The organism is Modestobacter altitudinis (genome assembly GCF_005930475.1).
Classification (GTDB): domain Bacteria; phylum Actinomycetota; class Actinomycetes; order Mycobacteriales; family Geodermatophilaceae; genus Modestobacter; species Modestobacter altitudinis.
Genome location: NZ_SJEW01000092.1, coordinates 1 through 18,036, shown reverse-complemented (window position 1 = coordinate 18,036; position 18,036 = coordinate 1). Strand labels below are relative to the sequence as shown.

Here is an 18,036-nt window from a genome sequence, read left to right as displayed (position 1 = left end):
GCGCGGGGTGGGGGCCGCGGAGCCGATCGCGGCACCGACCGTGCGGCGGTCCGGGTGCAGGGCCAGGCCGAAGGCCGCGACGGCGATGACCATCGCGTTGCGGGTGCCGATCTTGCTGTACTGCTGCGGGCCGCTCGGCGGGGTGACGTGCACCGCGGCGATCAGCTCGTCGGCGTCCATCGCGCTGCGCTTCACCCCGGTGTAGAAGTCGGGAGCCGGGATGCGCCGGCTGCCGCGGACCGACGCCACCTCCACGACCGCGTCGGCGGCGAGCAGCGCGGGGTGCGCGTCGCCGGCCGGGGAGGCGGTGGCCAGGTTGCCGCCGACCGTGCCGCGGTTGCGGATCTGCGGTGAGCCGATCGTCCGCGCCGCCATGGCCAGGCCGGGCAGCCGGTCGCCGAGCTCGGTGATCACCCGGGCGTAGCTGACGCCGGCACCCAGCCTGACGGCGCCGTCCACGGTGGTCCACTCCCGCAGGTCGTCCACCCGGGTCAGGTCCAGCAGCAGCGAGGGCCGCAGGTGGCCGAAGTTGATGCCGACCATGACGTCGGTGCCCCCGGCGATCGGGACGGCGTCCGGGTGGGCGGCCTTCGCCTCCAGGGCCTCGGCCCAGGTCGCGGGCTGCAGGAACTCCATCGTCGCGTCTCGCCTCCGGTGCAGGGGACGGTCACGGTAACGCCCCGGTGTCACGGTGCGATGACGTGCCGGTGCGCGCCCGACACATCCGGTGGGCAGGATGCGCCCGTGCAGACCGCAGACCTCCTCGTGCACGACGCCGAGCTGATCGCCACCGTCGACGACGCCCGCCGGGAGATCGCCGGGGGGTGGGTCGCCGTCACCGACGGGGTGGTGACCGCCCTGGGCGGACCCGGGGACCCGGCGCCGGAGGCGGTGCGGCGGGTCGACGCCCGCGGCTGCCTGGTCACCCCCGGGCTGGTGAACACCCACCACCACCTGTACCAGAACCTGACCCGCGCCTACGCCCCCGCGCTGACCGGCGGGCTGTTCGACTGGCTGGTCACCCTCTACCCGCTGTGGGCGCGGCTCGACGAGGAGGCCGCGTACGTCAGCGCCTACGTCGGGCTCGCCGAGCTGGCCCTGTCCGGCTGCACCACGTCGACCGACCACTCCTACGTGCACCCGCGCGGCGCCGGCGACCTGATCAGCGCCGAGGTGGCGGCGGCCCGGGAGCTCGGCGTGCGGTTCCACCCCACCCGCGGGTCGATGTCGCTGTCGGTCAAGGACGGCGGGCTGCCGCCGGACTCCGTCGTCCAGGACGACGACGAGATCCTGGCTGACTCGCAGCGCATGGTGGAGGCCCACCACGACCGGACGCCGACTGCGATGACCCGGATCGCGTTGGCGCCGTGCTCGCCGTTCAGCGTCTCCACCTCGTTGATGACCCGCACCGCCGAGCTGGCCGAGGCCCTCGACGTCCGGCTGCACACCCACCTCGCCGAGACCCAGGACGAGGACGCGTTCTGCCTCGAGACCTTCGGCCGGCGGCCGGTCGACTACCTGGCCGACGTCGGCTGGATGACCGACCGGACCTGGCTGGCGCACGTGGTGTGGCCCGACGCCGAGGAGGTGGTCCGGCTGGGTGCCGCGGGCGTCGGGGCGGCGCACTGCCCGTCGTCGAACATGATCCTGGGCAGCGGCCTGGCGCCGGTCGCCGAGCTGCGCGCCGCCGGGGCCCCGGTCGGGCTGGGCGTGGACGGCTCGGCCTCGGCGGACTCCGCGTCGCTGTGGCTGGAGGCCCGCACCGCGATGCTGCAGGGCAAGCTCCGGCACGGCGCCGCGGCGATGTCCGCGCGGGACGCCCTGGAGATCGCCACCCGCGGCGGCGCGGCGTGCCTGGGCCGCAGCGGGGAGATCGGGCAGCTCTCGGTGGGCGCGTGCGGCGACCTGGCGGTCTGGTCGCTGGAGGGCGTGCGGTTCGCCGGTGCGCTCAGCGACCCGGTGGAGTCCTGGCTGCGCTGCGGCCCGGTGTCCTCCCGGGAGACCGTCGTCGCCGGCCGGCTGGTGGTCGCCGACGGCGCGGTGACACACCCCGGCCTGGACGAGCAGCTCGCCGTCCACCGCCGGGTGTCGCAGCGGATGCAGGCCGCCGTGGACTGAGCCCTCCTGCGGTTTCGGCGCCGAATGCTGGGCGCGCTTTCGCGCGCGAAAGGGCGAGTGGTTTGGCGCGCGAAAGTGCAGGGGCAAGGGCTCAGCGTTGCAGGGAGCCGCGGGCGACGGAGACGCCGGAGTGGGTCGGGTCGCCGTCCATCGGTTCCACCGAGACGTCGACCAGCGGGTAGGCACCCAGGTCGAGCCCGTCGGGCAGCGGCAGCACGGTGTCGCCGCGGTGCACGACGCCGACGGGCACCATCCGGACGGCGTCGGGCTGCAGCAGCCAGACCTCGTAGTAGCCGTCGCTGAGGAACGGCGCGTCGAGGTCGACCTGCAGCGAGCGGACCCCGTCCACGTCGCGCACCTCGGCCCGGCCGGAGGCGTCCTCGGCGGGGAGCGGGTCCAACGCCGCCGTGGCGACCACCGCACCCCCGCCGTCGTCGTCCCGGGTCAGCGCCACGGCACCCGCGCCGACGACCCCGCCCACCAGGACGGCGGCGGCGATCGTCAGCCAGCGGGTCCGCGACCGCCGCGGCTGCAACGGGACCACCTGTGCCCCCGAGGACGGCGGGACGGCGGAGACCCCGGTGGCCGCGGCGATCGCCGTCCAGACCTGCGGGGGCGGGGTGACCTCGGGTGCGGTGCCGGAGAGCTCCGGCACGGCCAGGACCTCGACCGGACGGCGCAGCCCGGCGACCTCGGCCGAGCACTGCGCGCACCCGGCGAGGTGGGCGGCGTCGGTGTCGGGCAGCGGCTCGCCGAGTGCGGCCAGGGCGAGCTGCTCAGGGGTGGAGTGCGGCACCGTCCACCTCCAAGCGGTCGCGCAGTCGTTCCAGGGTTCGTCGGATGTGGCTCTTCACGGTGCCCAGCGGGATCCCGGTCCGGGCGGCGATCTGGGTGTGGGTCAGGTCGGCGAAGAACGCGAGCTCGATGATCGTCCGTTGTGGTTGCCCGATGCGGTCCAACTCGCCGAGCAGCAGCACCCGGTCGGCCACGGCGTCGTCCACCCGGTCGGCGTCGGGAGAGCTGGGCCGGGTCCGTGCGTCGGCGGCGGCAGCCTCGGCCGAGCGGCGCTGCCGGGCCATCTTCGCCCAGGTGTCGGCGATCTTGTGCCGGCAGATGCCCACCAGCCAGGCCGGCAGCGGACCGGCTGCCGGGGTGTACCCGGCGCGGCCGGTCCACGCCGCGACGAAGGTCTGCTGGGTGACGTCCTCGGCGTCCGGGCCCGGACCGAACGCGCGCACGGCGAGCCCGTGCACCTGGCCGGCCCACCGCTGGTAGGCCTCCGCGAGCGCCTGCTCGTCGCCGGCGCAGAAGCGCCGGGCGACCTCGGCGTCGCTCGGGTCGGCAGCGGGGACGGGCGTCACCTCCCTGACCACCTCCCGAACGTAGGGGATCGGCCCCAGCCGGGGGCGCGACAGTGCGGTCACGACACGGGTTCGGCGACGACGACGACGTTGTCGGTGTAGCTGCGCAGCTCCGGCAGGAACTCCCCGCCGCAGGTGAGCAGCACCAGCCGCGGCGGGCCCGCCCGCTGGAACAGCGCGGTCAGCGGCACGGCCCGCTTCTCGATCAGCTCACGGGAGACGACCCGCCACCGGGTGACCGCGCCGGCCGCGTCGGTCACCTCGACCTCGGCGCCGGCGTCGAGCTCGCGCAGCGGTGCCAGCGCGCCCAGGCCCTGCTCGGCGTCGTCGACGTGCCCGGCCAGCACCGCGGTCCCCTCGTCGGCGCCGGGCGCCGGGCCGAACCGGTACCAGCCGACCCGGTCGACGTCCTCCGGGAGGGTCATCGCCCCGTCCGGTCCCACGCCGACCGGGTCGAGCGGGGCGTCGACCCCGGCCAGCCGCAGCCGGACCGGGGGCACCACGGGCGCGACCGCGGAGGGAGCGGCCGGGCGGGCGGTGACCCCCGGCGCGGCGCCAGCGGGGTCGGCGGGGTCGGCGTCGGTGCGCGGGGCGCTCAGCACCGAGGCCACCGGCGGCCCCGCCGCCGGGCCGGGGCGGGTCGCCGCCCACGCCGTCGGGACACCGACGGCGAGGGCGAGACCGGCGACCAGCACGGCGGCGGGAGCGCGCACGGGGAGCTCAGACCCGGGTGCCGAGCAGCCGGCGACCGGCGAGCGCCGCGGCGACCAGGCCGGCGCCGGACAGCGCGACCAGCGGCAGCGGCAGGCCGTCGCCGGTCAGGCCACCGGAGCCACCGGGGACGGCGGAGGGGGCGGAGTCCATCCCGCTCAGCGTCTGCACGGCCAGCTGGTAGCCCGCGTCGGCCGAGCCCCAGGCGTAGACCGCGGTGACGGTGCCCTCCCCGAGCGTCAGGTCGGCGGGGCCGATCGCCACCGTGGTGGTGCCGGCCAGCGTCACGTCGGCGGAGATGGTGCCGGCGGGGACCTCCAGCGTCGCCTCCTGCGGGTTGGTCAGCCCGGGGGCGACGACGGTGCCGCCGGCCCGGACGTCGACGGCGGGAGCGGCCGCGGTGTGTCGCACGGTGACCCGCGCCTGACCGGCCGGGACCGCCGACACGTCGTTGACGAACGGCGTCAGGACCGGCGTGCCGGTCTCGGTCAGGTGCGCGACCACGGTGGCGTTCGCGCCGGCCGGGACGCTGACGTCGTCGGCCTTCGCGGCGGGCGTCGTGCTGGCCGGGTCGGAGCCCGCCGGGTAGATGGCCAGGTCGTAGTCGCCGGCCGGCAGGGACATCTCGTCGGTGAGCGTGCCCGGCTGGAAGTCCGGGATCAGCTCCTCGCCGTTGGCGTACACGTCGACCGGGACACCCGGGACGGCGTGCAGGACCGAGACGGTGGCGGTGTCGGCGGCCTGCGCGGGCGGCGCGGCCAGGAGGACCAGGCCGCCGGCGGTGAGGGCGGCCAGGGTGGTGCTGCGGGTCCGGCTCACGGTGCTTCCTTCCGGTAGGAGGGTCTGTCGACTGCTCCTTCCGCCCGGTCGCCCGATCCGGATGCAGCGCCCCCTCAGCGGGCCAGCCCGGTCGCCAGCGCGTCGAGGTCGTCGAGGGTGGCGTCCAGGTGCGGCGAGACCCGCAGCACCGGGCCGGCCAGCTCCGCGGGGGCGCGCTCCCGGCCGACCGCCGTGACCAGCACGCCGTGCTCGGCGTGCAGCCGCGCGACGGTCCCCGCCACGTCGACGCCCGCCGGGGGCCGCAGCGTGGTGATCGCGGTCGGGGAGTCCAGCGGCTCCACGACCGACCAGCCGCCCCGCCCGTCGAGCCGTTCCCGGGTGGCCCGGCCGAGGGCGGCGAGCCGGCCGCGCACCCGGTCCGGCCCGGCGGCCAGGTGCTCGCCGAGGGCGACCACCAGGCCCACCCGGCCGGCGACGTGCGCGTCGGCGGACTCGTACCAGCGGGCGTGGTCGACGCCTGCGCCCCCGTCGTCGAACAGCTCCGGGCCGACCAGCGGGGTCAGCTGGGCGGTGATCCATGGCCGCATCACCAGGAAGCCCACGCCACGGGGCCCGGCCAGCCACTTACGGGCCGGCGCGTAGGCGACGTCGGCCCCCAGGTCGCAGTCGACCTGCCCGAGCGCCTGCGCGACGTCGAGCACCAGCGGCACCCCGGCAGCCCGGCAGAGCACGGCCAGCTCGCGGCCGGGCTGGACGACGCCGCGGTGGCTGGCCACCAGGGTCACGTGCACGAGCGCGGGCGGGTCGTCGCGCAGCACCCGCTCGACGCCGGCCAGGTCGGCGCGGCCCAGGTCGTCGGCCGGCAGCACCACCGGCACCAGGCCCGCGTCGGCGAGGACGGCGGCGTTGTGCCAGTACTCGCCGGGCAGCACGCCGACCCGGGTACCGGGCGCGAGCCGCCAGCGGCCGACGAGCGTGCGCACCGAGGCCGACGCGCTCTCGGTGAACGCCACGTCGGCCGCGGCCATCCCGACCAGCCCGGCGAGCACCGAGCGGCCCTGCTGCAGCAGCCCCTCGGCGGCGGCCTCGGCCACGTGCGCGCCCACCTCCGCCTCGTGGCGGGCGTGCCGGGCCACCGCCGCGAGCACCTGCTCGCTCTGCCGGCTGCAGGCCGCCGAGTTCAGGTGGACCACGGCCGGCCGCGGCCGGGCGGCCCGCCACCCGGTGCCCAGGTCGTCGTGCGGGAGGACGCTCACCCACCCGACGCTAGGGCACGGCCGGCCCCCCGGTGGGGCGGTGGGCGAGAGCACGCCTAGGTCCGCTCCGGCCGGGTAGGGGACACGAGCGCGGCAGCCAGCACGGCAGCCCGGCGACGACAGGACGGGGACCAGCGGCATGGACGGGGCGCACCGGGCACTCATCGGCGCCTCGGACCAGGAACTGGTCGACGGCACGGAGGCCTTCGTCCGGGACGCCCTGGACGCCGGTGAGCACGTGGTCATCGCCTGCACCGACCAGACCACCGAGCTGCTGCAGAAGGCGCTGGCCGACCGTCCGCAGGTCGCCTGGGCCGAGTGGGGCGAGGTGTACGGCCACGGCCCGGCCGCGGCGGTCACCGCGGTCCGGCGGCTCGGAGAGCGGTACCGCACCCCCGGCCACCCGGTGGTGCGTGTCGTCCTGGAGCCGCTGGCCGGGCCCGACCGCGACACCTGGCGGGAGTGGCAGCGCTACGACGCCGTGCTGGACCACCAGCTCGACGAGGCGGAGCTGCTCGGCGAGGAGCCGCTGCTGGTGCTGTGCCTGTGCGACACCCGCCGGGTGGCGCCCGAGCTGGTCCAGGCAGCCCGCGACACGCACCCCTCGCTGCAGGTCGACGGTGCCGCGGTGGTCAACCCCGGGCACGTCGACGCCGCCGCGTACCTCACCTCGTTGCCGGTGCCGGCCGAGCCGCTGGAGGAGACCGAGCCGCTGGTGCGCGCGGACTCGGTGCGGGACCTGCGAGGGCTGCGCCGGGACCTGGCCGCGCGCGCGGCGGACGCCCGGCTCCCGGGCGGCACCGAGTCGGCGCTGGAGGACTTCCTGCTCGCGGTCGACGAGATGACCACCAACGCGCTGCGCCACGGCCGGCCCCCGGTCGACCTGCGCCTGTGGGTCGACGACCGAAGGCTGGTCTGCACGGTCACCGATCGCGGCGCCGGGCTGCAGGACCCCTTCATCGGCTACGGACCGGCCCACGGCGACGACCTGTCGCTGGGTGGCATGGGGCTGTGGCTGGCCCGCCAGCTGTGCGACCACGTGGACATCACCGTCGCCGACGAGGGCGTCCGGGTCCGGCTCACCACCGTCCTGCGCTGACGTGGCCGGCGCCGCTCGGGACCGCGACGCCGCCGGTCGGGCCCGCAACGCCCGCCCTCGTGACGCGCTCGGCCGGCCGCTGCCCCGCGGCTCGGTCGGCGAGCCGCGGGCTCCGGAGGGCGTCGTCCGCACGCCGGGGGCGACCCTGCGCGAGGCGCAGGAGCTGCTCGACGCCGGGCGTCCCTTCCACGCCCACGAGGTGCTCGAGGACGCCTGGAAGACCGGCCCGGACGACGAGCGCGACCTGTGGCGCGGCCTGGCGCAGCTCGCGGTCGGCCTCACCCACGCCGCCCGCGGGAACGGCCCGGGTGCGGCCACCCTGCTGGCCCGCGGCGCCCGGTCACTGGGCACCGCGGGCGTCGCGGCGGACCGGCACGGGGTCGACGTCCCCGGTCTCGTGGCGTGGGGAGAGCGGCTGGCCGGCGCCGCCGGAGCAGGCGCACCGGTGGACCTCACCCCGCCCCGACTGACCGGCTGACCTGGTGGAGGTGCCCCTGTGGTGGGACGACCACGCTGAGTGCCACGATGGACGTGTGACGGCCATCACCCCTGAAGCGAGCAGCCCCGCGCCGACCGCACCGCCCGTCGCCCGTGGGCTGGTGACCTCCGCGTCCTACTCGATCACCGTCCGCCTCGCCGCCGACGGCGACCCGGCCAGCGTCGGGCGGATCGCCACCGCGGTGGGCAGCGCCGGGGGCGCGGTCACCGCCATCGACGTCGTCGAGTCCCGTCCCGACGGCCTGATCGTCGACGTCACCTGCTCGGCCGCCGACGCCGCGCACTCCGAGGAGGTCGTCGCCGCGCTCGACGCGGTCGACAACGTGCACGTCCGCAAGGTCAGCGACCGCACCTTCCTGCTGCACCTCGGCGGCAAGCTGGAGGTCGCCTCCAAGGTGCCGCTGAAGACGCGCGACGACCTGTCCATGGCCTACACCCCCGGCGTGGCGCGGGTCTGCCTGGCGCTGGCCGAGCACCCGGAGGACGTCCGCCGGCTGACGATCAAGGGCAACACCGTCGCCGTGGTCACCGACGGCTCGGCCGTGCTGGGGCTGGGCGACATCGGGCCGGGTGCCTCGATGCCGGTCATGGAGGGCAAGGCCGCGCTGTTCAAGCGGTTCGCCGACATCGACGCGTGGCCGATCGCGCTGGACACCCAGGACGTCGACGAGATCGTCCGCACCGTCGAGCTCATCGCCCCGGGTTTCGGCGGCATCAACCTCGAGGACATCGCCGCCCCCCGCTGCTTCGAGATCGAGGCCCGGCTGCGCGAGAAGCTGGACATCCCGGTCTTCCACGACGACCAGCACGGGACGGCGATCTGCGTGCTCGCCGCGCTGCGCAACGCGCTGCGGGTGGTGGACAAGCAGCTGGAGGACGTGCAGGTCGTCGTCGCCGGCGGTGGCGCGGCCGGGACGGCGATCGTCTCGCTGCTGCTGGAGGCCGGCGCTACGAAGGTGCTGGTGTGGGACCGCGAGGGCATCCTCTCCCCGGACGACGAGCGGCTCTCGCCGACCAAGCGCGAGCTGGCCCTGCGCACCAACCCCGCGGGCCGGCGCGGTGAGCTGCCCGACGCCCTGGTGGGGGCGGACGTCTTCATCGGCGTCAGCGCGGCCAACGTGATCCAGGCCGAGGCGCTGGCCGGGATGAACGAGCGGGCGGTGGTCTTCCCGATGGCCAACCCCACCCCGGACGTCGACCCGGTGCGGGCCCGGCAGTACGCCGACGTCGTGGCCTCGGGCCGGTCGGACCTGCCCAACCAGATCAACAACGTGCTGGCGTTCCCCGGGGTGTTCCGCGGGCTGCTCGACGCCCGCGCCAAGGAGGTGCGGCCGGGCATGCTGCTGGCCGCCGCCGAGGCGCTGGCCGCGGTGGTGCGCGACGAGCAGCTCAACGCCAACTACATCATCCCGAGCGTCTTCGACCCGGCCGTGGCCCAGGCCGTCGCCGCCGCCGTGGAGCAGTCGGCGCGCGCCGAGCCTGGCGCGACGGCCCCGACCACCACAGACCCGAACTGACCCGATGACCGGCCCCACGGCCTCCTTCGACGCGCTCACCGAGGACGCGCTGCGTTCGGCCGGCAGTCTCAAGTGGACCCGCTACGGCGACGTGATCGGTGCCTTCGTCGCCGAGATGGACTTCGGGACGGCGCCGGTGGTGACCCGCGCGCTGCACGACGCGGTGGACGCCGGGGCGCTGGGCTACCTGCCCGACGCGGCCGCCCGGGACATGGCCGTGGCGTGCGCGGACTTCCAGCGCCGCCGCCACGGCTGGGAGCTGCCGCCGGAGTGGATCACCCCGCTGGCCGACGTCACGGCCGGCCTGCAGGCCGCGATCGAGCACTTCACCCCGCCGGGCGCACCGATCGTGCTGCCCACGCCGGCGTACATGCCGTTCCTGGTGGTGCCCCGGGCGATGGGCCGGGAGATCATCGAGGTGCCGATGGTCCGGGACGGCGCCGGCCGGCTCACCGACGACCTCGACGGGCTGGACCGGGCCTTCGCCGCCGGCGGGGCGCTGCTCGTCCACGTCGACCCGCACAACCCGACCGGTCGGGTGGCCACCGAGGCCGAGCAGCGGGCGCTCGCCGAGGTGGTCGAGCGGCACGGTGCCCGGGTCTTCGCCGACGCCATCCACGCGCCGCTGGTGTACCCGGGCGCGGTGCACCGGCCCTACGCCGCGCTGTCGCCGGCGACGGCCGCGCACACCGTGACCGCCACCTCGGCGTCCAAGGCCTTCAACGTGCCCGGGCTCAAGGCCGCGCAGCTGGTGCTGTCCAACGCCGCGGACGCGGCGCGCTGGGCCGAGGTCGGCGAGCTCGCCGGGCACGGGGCGTCCACGCCGGGCGTGCTGGCCACCACCGCCGCGTACACCTCGGGGGAGGAGTGGCTGGACGACGTCCTGACCTACCTGGACGGCAACCGCCGGCTGCTCGCGGAGCTGCTCGCCGAGCACCTGCCGCAGGTCCGGTACACCCCGCCCGAGGGCACCTACCTGGCCTGGCTGGACGGCCGGGAGCTGGGCGTCGAGGGGTCGCTGGGCGAGTTCTTCCTGCGCGAGGCCGGGGTGGCGCTGGTCGACGGACCGGAGTGCGGCGCCCCGGGGGTCGGGCACGTGCGCCTCAACCTGGCCACGCCCCGCCCGGTGCTGCGCACCATCGTCGCCCGGATGGCCGCCGCTCTCCCCCGGTGAGGGCCCTCGATGGGGCAGAAGTGGCCACTTCTGCCCCGAGCGGGGGCCATGTTGGCCAACATGGCCCTCACGGGGGAGGCCGAGGGGGCCGCCGGGCGTGGATCATGGGCGGATGCCCGAGTTGCCCGAGGTGGAGGCCCTGGTGGCGTTCCTCCGTGAGAACGCCGTCGGCCGCGTGGTCGCGCGCGTCGACCTGGCCGCCGTCCAGGCGATCAAGACCTTCGACCCGCCGCTGTCCGCGCTGGCCGGGCTGGAGCTGACCGGCGCCACGCGGCACGGCAAGTTCCTCGACCTCGACGTCTCCGGTGTGCACCTGGTCGTGCACCTGGCGCGGGCCGGCTGGCTGCACTGGCGCAAGGACCTGCCCACCGCGCCGCCCAAGCCGGGCAAGGGGCCGCTCGCGCTGCGGGTGCACCTCGAGCCGCGCGAGGGGGAGCTGCCGGAGGGGTTCGACCTCACCGAGCAAGGCACCCGCAAGGGCCTGGCGGTCTACGTCGTCCGCTCGCCGTCGGAGGTGCCGGGGATCGCCCGGCTCGGCCCGGACGCCCTGACCGTGGACACCGAGCAGTTCGGCGCGCTGCTGGCCGGGCGGCACACCCAGCTCAAGGGGACGCTCACCGACCAGACCGTGCTCGCCGGCATCGGCAACGCCTACTCCGACGAGATCCTGCACCTCGCGAAGCTGTCGCCGTTCAAGATGGCCGACAAGGTCACCGACGACGAGCTGCTCCGGCTGCACGCGGCGATGCGGGAGACGCTGACCGATGCGCTGGACCGGCAGCTCGGTCAGCGGGCGGCGACGCTCAAGGGCGAGAAGCGGGCCGGGCTGCAGGTGCACGCCCGCACCGGGCTGCCCTGCCCGGTCTGCGGGGACACCGTCCGCGAGGTCTCCTTCGCCGACACCTCGCTGCAGTACTGCCCGACCTGCCAGACCGGCGGCAAGCCGCTCGCGGACCGGCGGATGTCCAAGCTGCTGCGCTGAGTGGAGTGGGACGGGCGCGTTCTCCGCGCCCTCCCACTCCACTCAGACGGCGTCGAAGCCGACCCGGTCGACCTTGCGGTGGTAGCGGGCACCGAGGACGCCGCCGAGGACGGCGCCGACCAGTGTGACGACCAGGACGGCGACCAGCGCGATGATGCCCGCGGTCGTGGCGCTCCCCTCGTCGACCGGGATGCGCGGCAGGTCCAGCTCGGAGAAGACGTTGTACTCCGACCCGAAGAAGATCCCGGCCAGCGCCAGCAGGACGACCACGACCAGGCCGATCAACCACACTGCGACGCCCTGCTTGGCACCGTCGAAGCGCGCCATCCGGCCGGCGCAGTAGCCGCCCGCGAGATAGGCCAGGAAGAGCGCGATCAGCAGCGCGATGCCCGCGCCGAGCCCGATCCCGGACGCCGCCGAGTCGGCGGCCTCGTCGACCGAGCTGACCGCGTCGGAGAGGCCGAAGGCCAGCCCGCCGGCCGACAGCAGCGCGATGAGGATGACCGCCATCCCGTTCGCCGACAGCCAGCCGAAGAACGCCGCACCCCAGGAGATGCCGCCGTAGCGGGCCTGCTGGGCGGCGATGACCTGCTGCCGGTCGGTACGGCCCAACCCGCGGTGCCGGTCGACGTCGGCGTCCGAGGCGCTCGCCGTGGGAGCGGGCTCGGGAGCGGGGGCGCTCGCGGGCACGGTGGTGTTCGGGAGGGTCGGCGTCCGGTCCACGACGGGGGAGGCGATGGTGACCTCGTCGTCGGCGGTGTGCGTCGTGTCGGCCGGCTGGGACCTGCCGCCGAGCTGGCTCGTGTCGACGGTGTCCGCGCGGTCGGCGGTGACGGCGTGCGACCCCGCCCCGGAGATGGCGTTCGTGTCGTCAGCGGTCCGGTTGCCGCTGAACACGGCGCGGACGGTGTCGGACACGCGCTTCTGAGCGGCCATGCGAGGACCTCCTGGCTGATCCGTGGCTGGATCGGTGGCCCCGTGGATGCCCGCTGGCGGACGGGCTCAACCGTGCCCGCCGCGGCGCCGGGGGCCGCTGGCGGCCACCATGGCGGCATGGCCCTGGTGACCTTCGACCTGTTCAGCGCCCTGATCGACTCACGGACGGGAGGTTCGGCGGCCTTCGCCGGCCTCGCCGCCGCCCACGGCTGGGACGTCGGGGGCGCCGACCTCTACGACGACTGGGACGCCCGCAACAAGGCCTCGCAGAAGGACCTGCCGCACGACGACGCCGCGCCGTGGGTGTCCTTCGCCGAGCACTCCCGCCGGGCGCTCGCCGCCACCTACGCCGCGCGGGGCCTGGAGGCGGACCCGACCGCGGACGTCGAGCTGCTGCTGGGCTCGCTGCCGGACTGGCCGCTGTGGCCCGACGTCGAGGCCGGGCTCGCCGCGGTCGGCCGCAGCTCCCGGGTCGGCGTGCTGTCCAACGTCGACGACGAGCTGTTCGCCCGCACCCGGGCCGCCGCGCTGGTGGCCCCGGAGGCCGTCCTGACCAGCGAGCGGCTGCGGGCCTACAAGCCGCACCCGGAGCTGTACCTGCGGGCTCGCGAGGCCGGGGCGCAGGTGCACGTGCCGGCCTCCGCGCGGGACACCCGCGGGGCTCTGGAGGCCGGGCTGGCCGTCGTCCGGGTGCGCCGGCCCGGGCACCGGGTCGACCCCGCCGGCCCGCAGCCCGAGCACGAGGTCGACGACCTGGCGCAGCTGCCCGCCGTGCTGGCCCGGATCAGCGCCGGGGGCTGACCCGGCGCAGCGGACCGGTCCGTCGCGGCACCGGCGTCGCCGACGTCGGCGCGTCGTCGGCCGAGCCGACCGCCGTCCACCAGTCGCGCAGCGGCGGCGCGTCGAGGACGTCGACCCGCTCGCCGGGCCGCGGGACGACGACCTGCACGCCGCGGGCGTCGGCGGCGGCGAGCAGCCGCTGCACCGGCTCGGCCCAGCGGTGGAACGCCAGGTTGAACGTCGCCCAGTGGATCGGCACCAGCACCCGGCCACCGAGGTCACCGTGGGCCCGCACCGCCTCCTCCGGGGTCATGTGGATGGCGTGCCAGGCGGCGTTGTAGGCGCCGATCGGCTGCAGGGCCAGGTCGAACGGGCCGAACCGCGCCCCGATGCCGGCGAAGGCCGGGGTGTAGCCGGTGTCGCCGCCGAAGAAGACCCGGTGTCGCGGGCCGGCGACCACCCAGGAGGACCAGAGCGTGGTGTCGCGGGGGAAGAACCGGCCGGAGAAGTGCCGCGCTTCGGTGCAGGTCAGGGTCAGGCCGCCGATCGTGGTGGCGCCGTCCCAGTCGAGCTCGACGATCCGGTCCTCGGGCACGCCCCAGCCCCGCAGGTGGGCGCCGATGCCCAGCGGGACGACGAACGGCGCGGACTGCTCGCGCAGCAGCGCCCGCACGGTCGGCAGGTCCAGGTGGTCGTAGTGGTCGTGGCTGATCAGCACGGCGTCGACCGCGGGCAGCGTCTCCACCGGCGTGGGCGCCGGGTGCAGCCGGGTGGGGCCGATCAGCGGGGACGGCGACACCCGCTCGCCCCACACCGGGTCGACCAGCACCCGCTGGCCGTCGATCTCGAGCAGCGCGCTGGAGTGCCCGAACCAGGTGACCGCCAGCTCGCCGGCCTGCTCGGGCAGCTCCGGGGAGACCACCGGGATCGGCCCGCCCGGCAGCCCCTTGTACCGCTCCTCGTGCCACTGCCGCAGCAGCCCGTCCCGGGCGTTGGCCGGGCGCAGGGTCGGCGTGGGCATGCTGTTGTGGAACTTCCCCTCGGAGAACTGCGGGGAGCCGGCGACGGTGGGACGCAGCCGGCGTCGGCTCGCGCCCACGGCGACCGGCAGGCCCCAGGCGGCGCGGGCGACCCAGCCGGCACCCCCGGCGAGAGCGGCGGCAGCGGTGACGGTGGCGGCACGGCGGAGGAACGGCACGTCCCCAGCATCCCCCGAGCACCTCTGGTCGCGCTCGGCCCCTCCCGGGAGCGGCAGGTGTCCTGCACGCAGTCGAGCTCTGCTCCACATGTGGAGCAGAGCTCGACTGTCGCCGGGTGGGGTCCGGGAGCGCGGGGACAGGGCGCTCCCGGACCTCCGTCAGCCGGCGATCGCGGCCACCGGGGGCGTGCGGGCCGCGCGGCGGGCCGGCAGCACCGAGGCCAGCAGCCCGGCCAGGGTGGCGACCACGACGATCGCGCCCACCTGCAGCCACGGGACGCTGAGCACGATCTCGCCCAGCTCGCCGAGCACCGACGCGGCACCGATCAGCCCGTACGCACCCCCGAGGACGACGCCGAGCAGCGCGGCCACGCCGGCCACCAGCACCGCCTCCCAGGCGAGCAGGCCGCGGAGCTGACCGCGGGTGAGCCCCAGGGCCCTGAGCAGGCCGCTCTCCTGGCGCCGCTCGACCACCGAGAGGGCCAGCGTGTTGCCCACGCCGATCAGCGCGATGACCACCGCGACGCCCAGCAGCCCGGTCACCACCAGCAGCAGCACGTCGAGCACCGAGTCGATCGCCGCCCGCTCCGAGGCCAGCCCGGTGACGAACGCGGTGGGCACGGCAGCGCCCGCCAGGTCGGTGACCGCGTCGATGGCGTCGGACTGGTCGGCGTCGTCGGCCAGCCGCAGCCAGACCGTGTCCACCGCCGCGCCCGGGGAGAGCCCGGCCAGGTCCACCGCGGTCAGCAGCGGCCGGTCGGCGTCCCCGCTGACGACGGTGAGCGTGCGGGACCGGTCGCCGGCGGTCAGTGTCACCGGGTCACCGGTCCGCACGCCCCAGCTGTCCGCGGCCCAGCTGGGCAGGGCGACCTGCCCCAGCTCGGGCAGGGTGAGGTCCGCGGTGGAACGCAGCACCGGACGTGCCTGCGCCGGGTCGACGCCGTTCACCTGCGTCTCGACGCCGTCCGGGCCGACGACGGTCGCGCCGGTGAGCCCGGTGGTCCCGACCACGCCGTCCACCTGCTGGAGCTGGCCCAACAGCGCAGCGGGCACCGCCTGCCCGGCGTCGACGACCACGTCCGTCGGGTAGGCGGCCGCCAGCCCGGCCTGCGCGGTCGCCCGGGTGGAGGAGGCGCCGACGACCATCGCGGTGGTGAGCGTGACGCCGATGAGCAGCGCGGTCGCCGTCGCCGCCGTCCGGCGCGGGTTGCGGGTCGCGTTGCCCGCCGCCAGCCGGCCGGGCAGTCCTCCGACCCGGCTGAGCAGACCGCCGACGGCCGCGACCACCGGCGGCACCGCCCGCTGCGCGAGCAGCACGACGCCCAGGAAGCTGAGCACGCCACCGGGCAGGGAGAAGAGGATGTCGGCGCGCACGGCGCCCAGCCCCATCAGAGCGGCGCCGGGGACGAGCAGCAGCAGGCCCAGGACGAGTCGGGCGGCCCCGCCGCGGGAGCGCAGCGGCGAGGGGTCGACCGGCCGCAGGGCGGCCAGCGGCGCGACCCGGGTCGCGGCCCGGGCGGGGGCCAGCGCGGCGAGCAGCGTGGTCAGCGTCCCGACGAGCAGGCCGACGACGACGGCGGTGACCGGGACGGAGACCCCGGACAGCGGGATGGGCGAGTCGGTCGAGGCGACGACCGCCGAGACGGCGGCGGCCAGGCCGATGCCGGCGAGCACGCCGAGGACCGAGGCGGCCAGCCCGGTGAGCGCGGCCTCGCCCAGCACGCTGCGGCGCACCTGCCGCGCGGTGGCGCCGACGCAGCGCAGCAGCGCCAGGTCGCGGGTCCGCTGGGCGAGCAGCACCGCGAAGGTGTTGGCGATGACCAGGCCGGCGACGAGGACGGCCACGGTGGCGAACACCAGCAGCATCGCGGTCAGCCACTCGGTGCCGCCGGTGAGGTCCGCCGCAGTGCGCTCGGCCTGCTCGGTGCCGGTCGCGACCGTGACGTCCTGCCCGGCCAGCGCCGCGGTGACCGCGTCGGTCAGCGCCGCCGGGTCGGTGCCGGTCTGCCCCGCGATGCGGAGCTCGACCGGGTCCAGGGCGCCCCACTGCTGCGCCTGCGCGGCGGTGCTGAACGCGCGGCCGTAGAGGCCGGCGGTCGGGTCGCCGCGGAGGTCGACGACGCCGGTGACGGTGGCCTCGGTCGTCGTCGCCACGCCCTCGGCGTCGTAGCTGGTGACCGGGACGACGTCGCCGACGGAGGCGCCGGTCCGCTCGCTCACCGCGATCTCGCCGGGGCGCACCGGCAGGGCGCCGGCGGCCAGCTGCTGCCAGCGCAGCCCGGGGTCACCGGCCACCGACTCCACCCTCAGGTACTGGGTGCCGGTCCGCCCGGGGACGGCCGCCTGCACGCTGGTCTCCCAGCTGGGGTCGACGGCCTGGACGCCGTCCAGCGCGGTGAGCGTGCCCACCCGGTCACTCAGGCCGCTGCCGTCGTCGCTGGTGACGACGACGTCGGTGTCGACGTACTGGGCGCCGGCCGCCTCGAGGACCGTCGACCTGGTGGTCTGGTCCAGCACCAGGGTGGCCACCACGAAGCCGACGGCGATGACGATCGCCAGGGTGGAGGCGACCAACCGGGGCAGATGTGCCCGGATGCTGGCGAGGGTGACTGCACGCACCGGGTCAGGCCCCCAGTCCGCGCAGCGCGCCGATGATGGAGTCGGTGGTGGGCTGGTGGACCTCGCCGGCGAGCCGACCGTCGGCCAGCAGCACCACGCGGTCGGCGTAGGCGGCGGCGACCGGGTCATGGGTGACCATCACGACGGTCTGGCCGGTCTCCCGGACGCTGGAGCGCAGCAGGTCCAGGACCTCGGCGCCGGCGTGCGAGTCCAGGTTGCCGGTGGGCTCGTCGGCGAACACGACGTCCGGCCGGGGGAGCAGCGCGCGGGCGACGGCGACGCGCTGCTGCTGACCGCCGGAGAGCTCGTGCGGACGGTGCCGGAGCCGGTCGCGCAACCCCAGCCGGCCGATGACGGCATCCATCCAGGCGCGGTCCGGGCGCTGCCCGGCCAGCTGCATCGGCAGCAGGATGTTCTCCTGCGCGTCGAGCACCGGCAGCAGGTTGAAGGACTGGAAGACGAAGCCGATCCGCTCGCGCCGCAGCGTGGTGAGCTGGTCGTCGCGCAGCCGGGTCAGCTCGGTGTCGCCCAGCCAGACCTGGCCGTCGCTGGCGGCGTCGAGCCCCGCGAGGCAGTGCATGAGCGTCGACTTGCCCGAGCCCGAGGGACCCATGATCGCGGTGAAGCGGCCGCGGTCGAACGCGACGTCGACCCCGGCGAGCGCGTGCACCGCGGTCTCACCGCTGCCGTAGGTCTTGCGCAGCCCGCTGGCGCGGACAGCGGCGTCCCGGTGCGCAGCGGGCGCCTCGCCGGGGACGGTCATGACGGGGACGGACACGGGGGCCTCCTGGAGCGGTGATCAGGTCGTGATCACGCTCTCGCCCGGAGCCCTGCCCCCGCGTCGCCGCACAGGTGGGTCCTGTTCGTCACCTGTGTGCTGCCCCAGGATGACCCCCTGTCATCCCCCAGTCGGACGGCTGCACTTTCGCGCGCGAAACCGCCCGTACTTTCGCGCGCGAAACCGTGGGGGGAGGGGGTTCCTTCAGGAGGCGGGGGCGTCGCGGAGC

17 protein-coding genes are annotated in these 18,036 nt (G+C 76.0%); 7 read left to right on the top strand and 10 right to left on the bottom strand.

Annotated features, from left to right (window positions below; all coding sequences use genetic code 11):
* Positions 1 to 636: FAD binding domain-containing protein (locus FHL79_RS22710; protein ID WP_138760827.1), on the bottom strand; the 636-nt coding region annotated here is incomplete at its 3' end.
* Between the two features lie 108 nt (positions 637 to 744).
* On the opposite strand from FHL79_RS22710, the gene FHL79_RS22705 reads away from it, so the two are divergent.
* The gene (locus FHL79_RS22705) at positions 745 to 2,118 is read left to right on the top strand and encodes an 8-oxoguanine deaminase (RefSeq protein WP_138760826.1); all 1,374 of its coding nucleotides are present in this window, start codon (positions 745 to 747) and stop codon (positions 2,116 to 2,118) included.
* A gap of 91 nt (positions 2,119 to 2,209) precedes the next feature.
* On the opposite strand, the gene FHL79_RS22700 is transcribed toward FHL79_RS22705, so the two are convergent.
* The 5 genes from FHL79_RS22700 to egtE all read right to left on the bottom strand — a co-directional run bounded on the left by FHL79_RS22700 (position 2,210) and on the right by egtE (position 6,226).
* Entirely contained in the window at positions 2,210 to 2,914 is a 705-nt protein-coding gene (locus tag FHL79_RS22700; RefSeq protein WP_138760825.1) for an anti-sigma factor, read from the bottom strand.
* A complete protein-coding gene (locus FHL79_RS22695) occupies positions 2,895 to 3,479 on the bottom strand; it encodes an RNA polymerase sigma factor (protein ID WP_246081141.1) in 585 nt (194 codons plus the stop codon). Before FHL79_RS22695 ends, FHL79_RS22700 begins: the two co-directional genes overlap by 20 nt.
* A gap of 59 nt (positions 3,480 to 3,538) precedes the next feature.
* The gene (locus FHL79_RS22690) at positions 3,539 to 4,192 is read right to left on the bottom strand and encodes a class F sortase (RefSeq protein ID WP_138760823.1); all 654 of its coding nucleotides are present in this window, start codon (positions 4,190 to 4,192) and stop codon (positions 3,539 to 3,541) included.
* Positions 4,193 to 4,199: 7 nt separating this feature from the next.
* Positions 4,200 to 5,009 carry a DUF4397 domain-containing protein gene (locus FHL79_RS22685; RefSeq protein WP_138760822.1) on the bottom strand — a complete coding sequence of 270 codons (810 nt, stop codon included), beginning with the start codon at positions 5,007 to 5,009 and terminating at the stop codon, positions 4,200 to 4,202.
* 74 nt (positions 5,010 to 5,083) lie between these two features.
* Entirely contained in the window at positions 5,084 to 6,226 is a 1,143-nt protein-coding gene (gene egtE, locus FHL79_RS22680; protein ID WP_138760821.1) for an ergothioneine biosynthesis PLP-dependent enzyme EgtE, read from the bottom strand.
* Between the two features lie 139 nt (positions 6,227 to 6,365).
* Here egtE and FHL79_RS22675 point away from each other — a divergent pair, with 139 nt between their 5' ends.
* From FHL79_RS22675 to FHL79_RS22655, 5 genes are all read left to right on the top strand, one after another.
* Positions 6,366 to 7,325: an anti-sigma factor RsbA family regulatory protein gene (locus FHL79_RS22675; protein ID WP_138760820.1), complete on the top strand. Its 960-nt coding sequence runs from the start codon at positions 6,366 to 6,368 to the stop codon at positions 7,323 to 7,325.
* 1 nt (position 7,326) lies between these two features.
* Positions 7,327 to 7,803, top strand: a complete 477-nt coding sequence (locus FHL79_RS22670; RefSeq protein WP_138760819.1) for a DUF309 domain-containing protein — start codon at positions 7,327 to 7,329, stop codon at positions 7,801 to 7,803.
* A 55-nt stretch (positions 7,804 to 7,858) separates the two neighbouring features.
* The gene (locus FHL79_RS22665) at positions 7,859 to 9,340 is read left to right on the top strand and encodes an NAD-dependent malic enzyme (RefSeq protein WP_138760818.1); all 1,482 of its coding nucleotides are present in this window, start codon (positions 7,859 to 7,861) and stop codon (positions 9,338 to 9,340) included.
* A gap of 4 nt (positions 9,341 to 9,344) precedes the next feature.
* Entirely contained in the window at positions 9,345 to 10,514 is a 1,170-nt protein-coding gene (locus FHL79_RS22660) for a MalY/PatB family protein (RefSeq protein WP_138760817.1), read from the top strand.
* Between the two features lie 112 nt (positions 10,515 to 10,626).
* On the top strand, positions 10,627 to 11,496 hold the full coding sequence (locus FHL79_RS22655; protein ID WP_138760816.1) for an Fpg/Nei family DNA glycosylase: 870 nt from the start codon (positions 10,627 to 10,629) through the stop codon (positions 11,494 to 11,496).
* 42 nt (positions 11,497 to 11,538) lie between these two features.
* On the opposite strand, the gene FHL79_RS25980 is transcribed toward FHL79_RS22655, so the two are convergent.
* A complete protein-coding gene (locus FHL79_RS25980; protein ID WP_246081139.1) occupies positions 11,539 to 12,432 on the bottom strand; it encodes a hypothetical protein in 894 nt (297 codons plus the stop codon).
* A gap of 117 nt (positions 12,433 to 12,549) precedes the next feature.
* Between FHL79_RS25980 and FHL79_RS22645 the strand changes: the two genes are divergently transcribed.
* A complete protein-coding gene (locus tag FHL79_RS22645; RefSeq protein WP_138760815.1) occupies positions 12,550 to 13,233 on the top strand; it encodes an HAD family hydrolase in 684 nt (227 codons plus the stop codon).
* On the opposite strand, the gene FHL79_RS22640 is transcribed toward FHL79_RS22645, so the two are convergent.
* The 3 genes from FHL79_RS22640 to FHL79_RS22630 all read right to left on the bottom strand — a co-directional run bounded on the left by FHL79_RS22640 (position 13,217) and on the right by FHL79_RS22630 (position 17,807).
* Entirely contained in the window at positions 13,217 to 14,410 is a 1,194-nt protein-coding gene (locus FHL79_RS22640; RefSeq protein WP_138760814.1) for an MBL fold metallo-hydrolase, read from the bottom strand. The two genes, FHL79_RS22645 and FHL79_RS22640, sit on opposite strands and share 17 nt — an antisense overlap.
* A gap of 159 nt (positions 14,411 to 14,569) precedes the next feature.
* Positions 14,570 to 17,029, bottom strand: a complete 2,460-nt coding sequence (locus FHL79_RS22635; RefSeq protein ID WP_138760813.1) for an ABC transporter permease — start codon at positions 17,027 to 17,029, stop codon at positions 14,570 to 14,572.
* 4 nt (positions 17,030 to 17,033) lie between these two features.
* Positions 17,034 to 17,807, bottom strand: a complete 774-nt coding sequence (locus FHL79_RS22630) for an ABC transporter ATP-binding protein (RefSeq protein ID WP_218938575.1) — start codon at positions 17,805 to 17,807, stop codon at positions 17,034 to 17,036.
* Positions 17,808 to 18,036 lie beyond the last annotated feature (229 nt).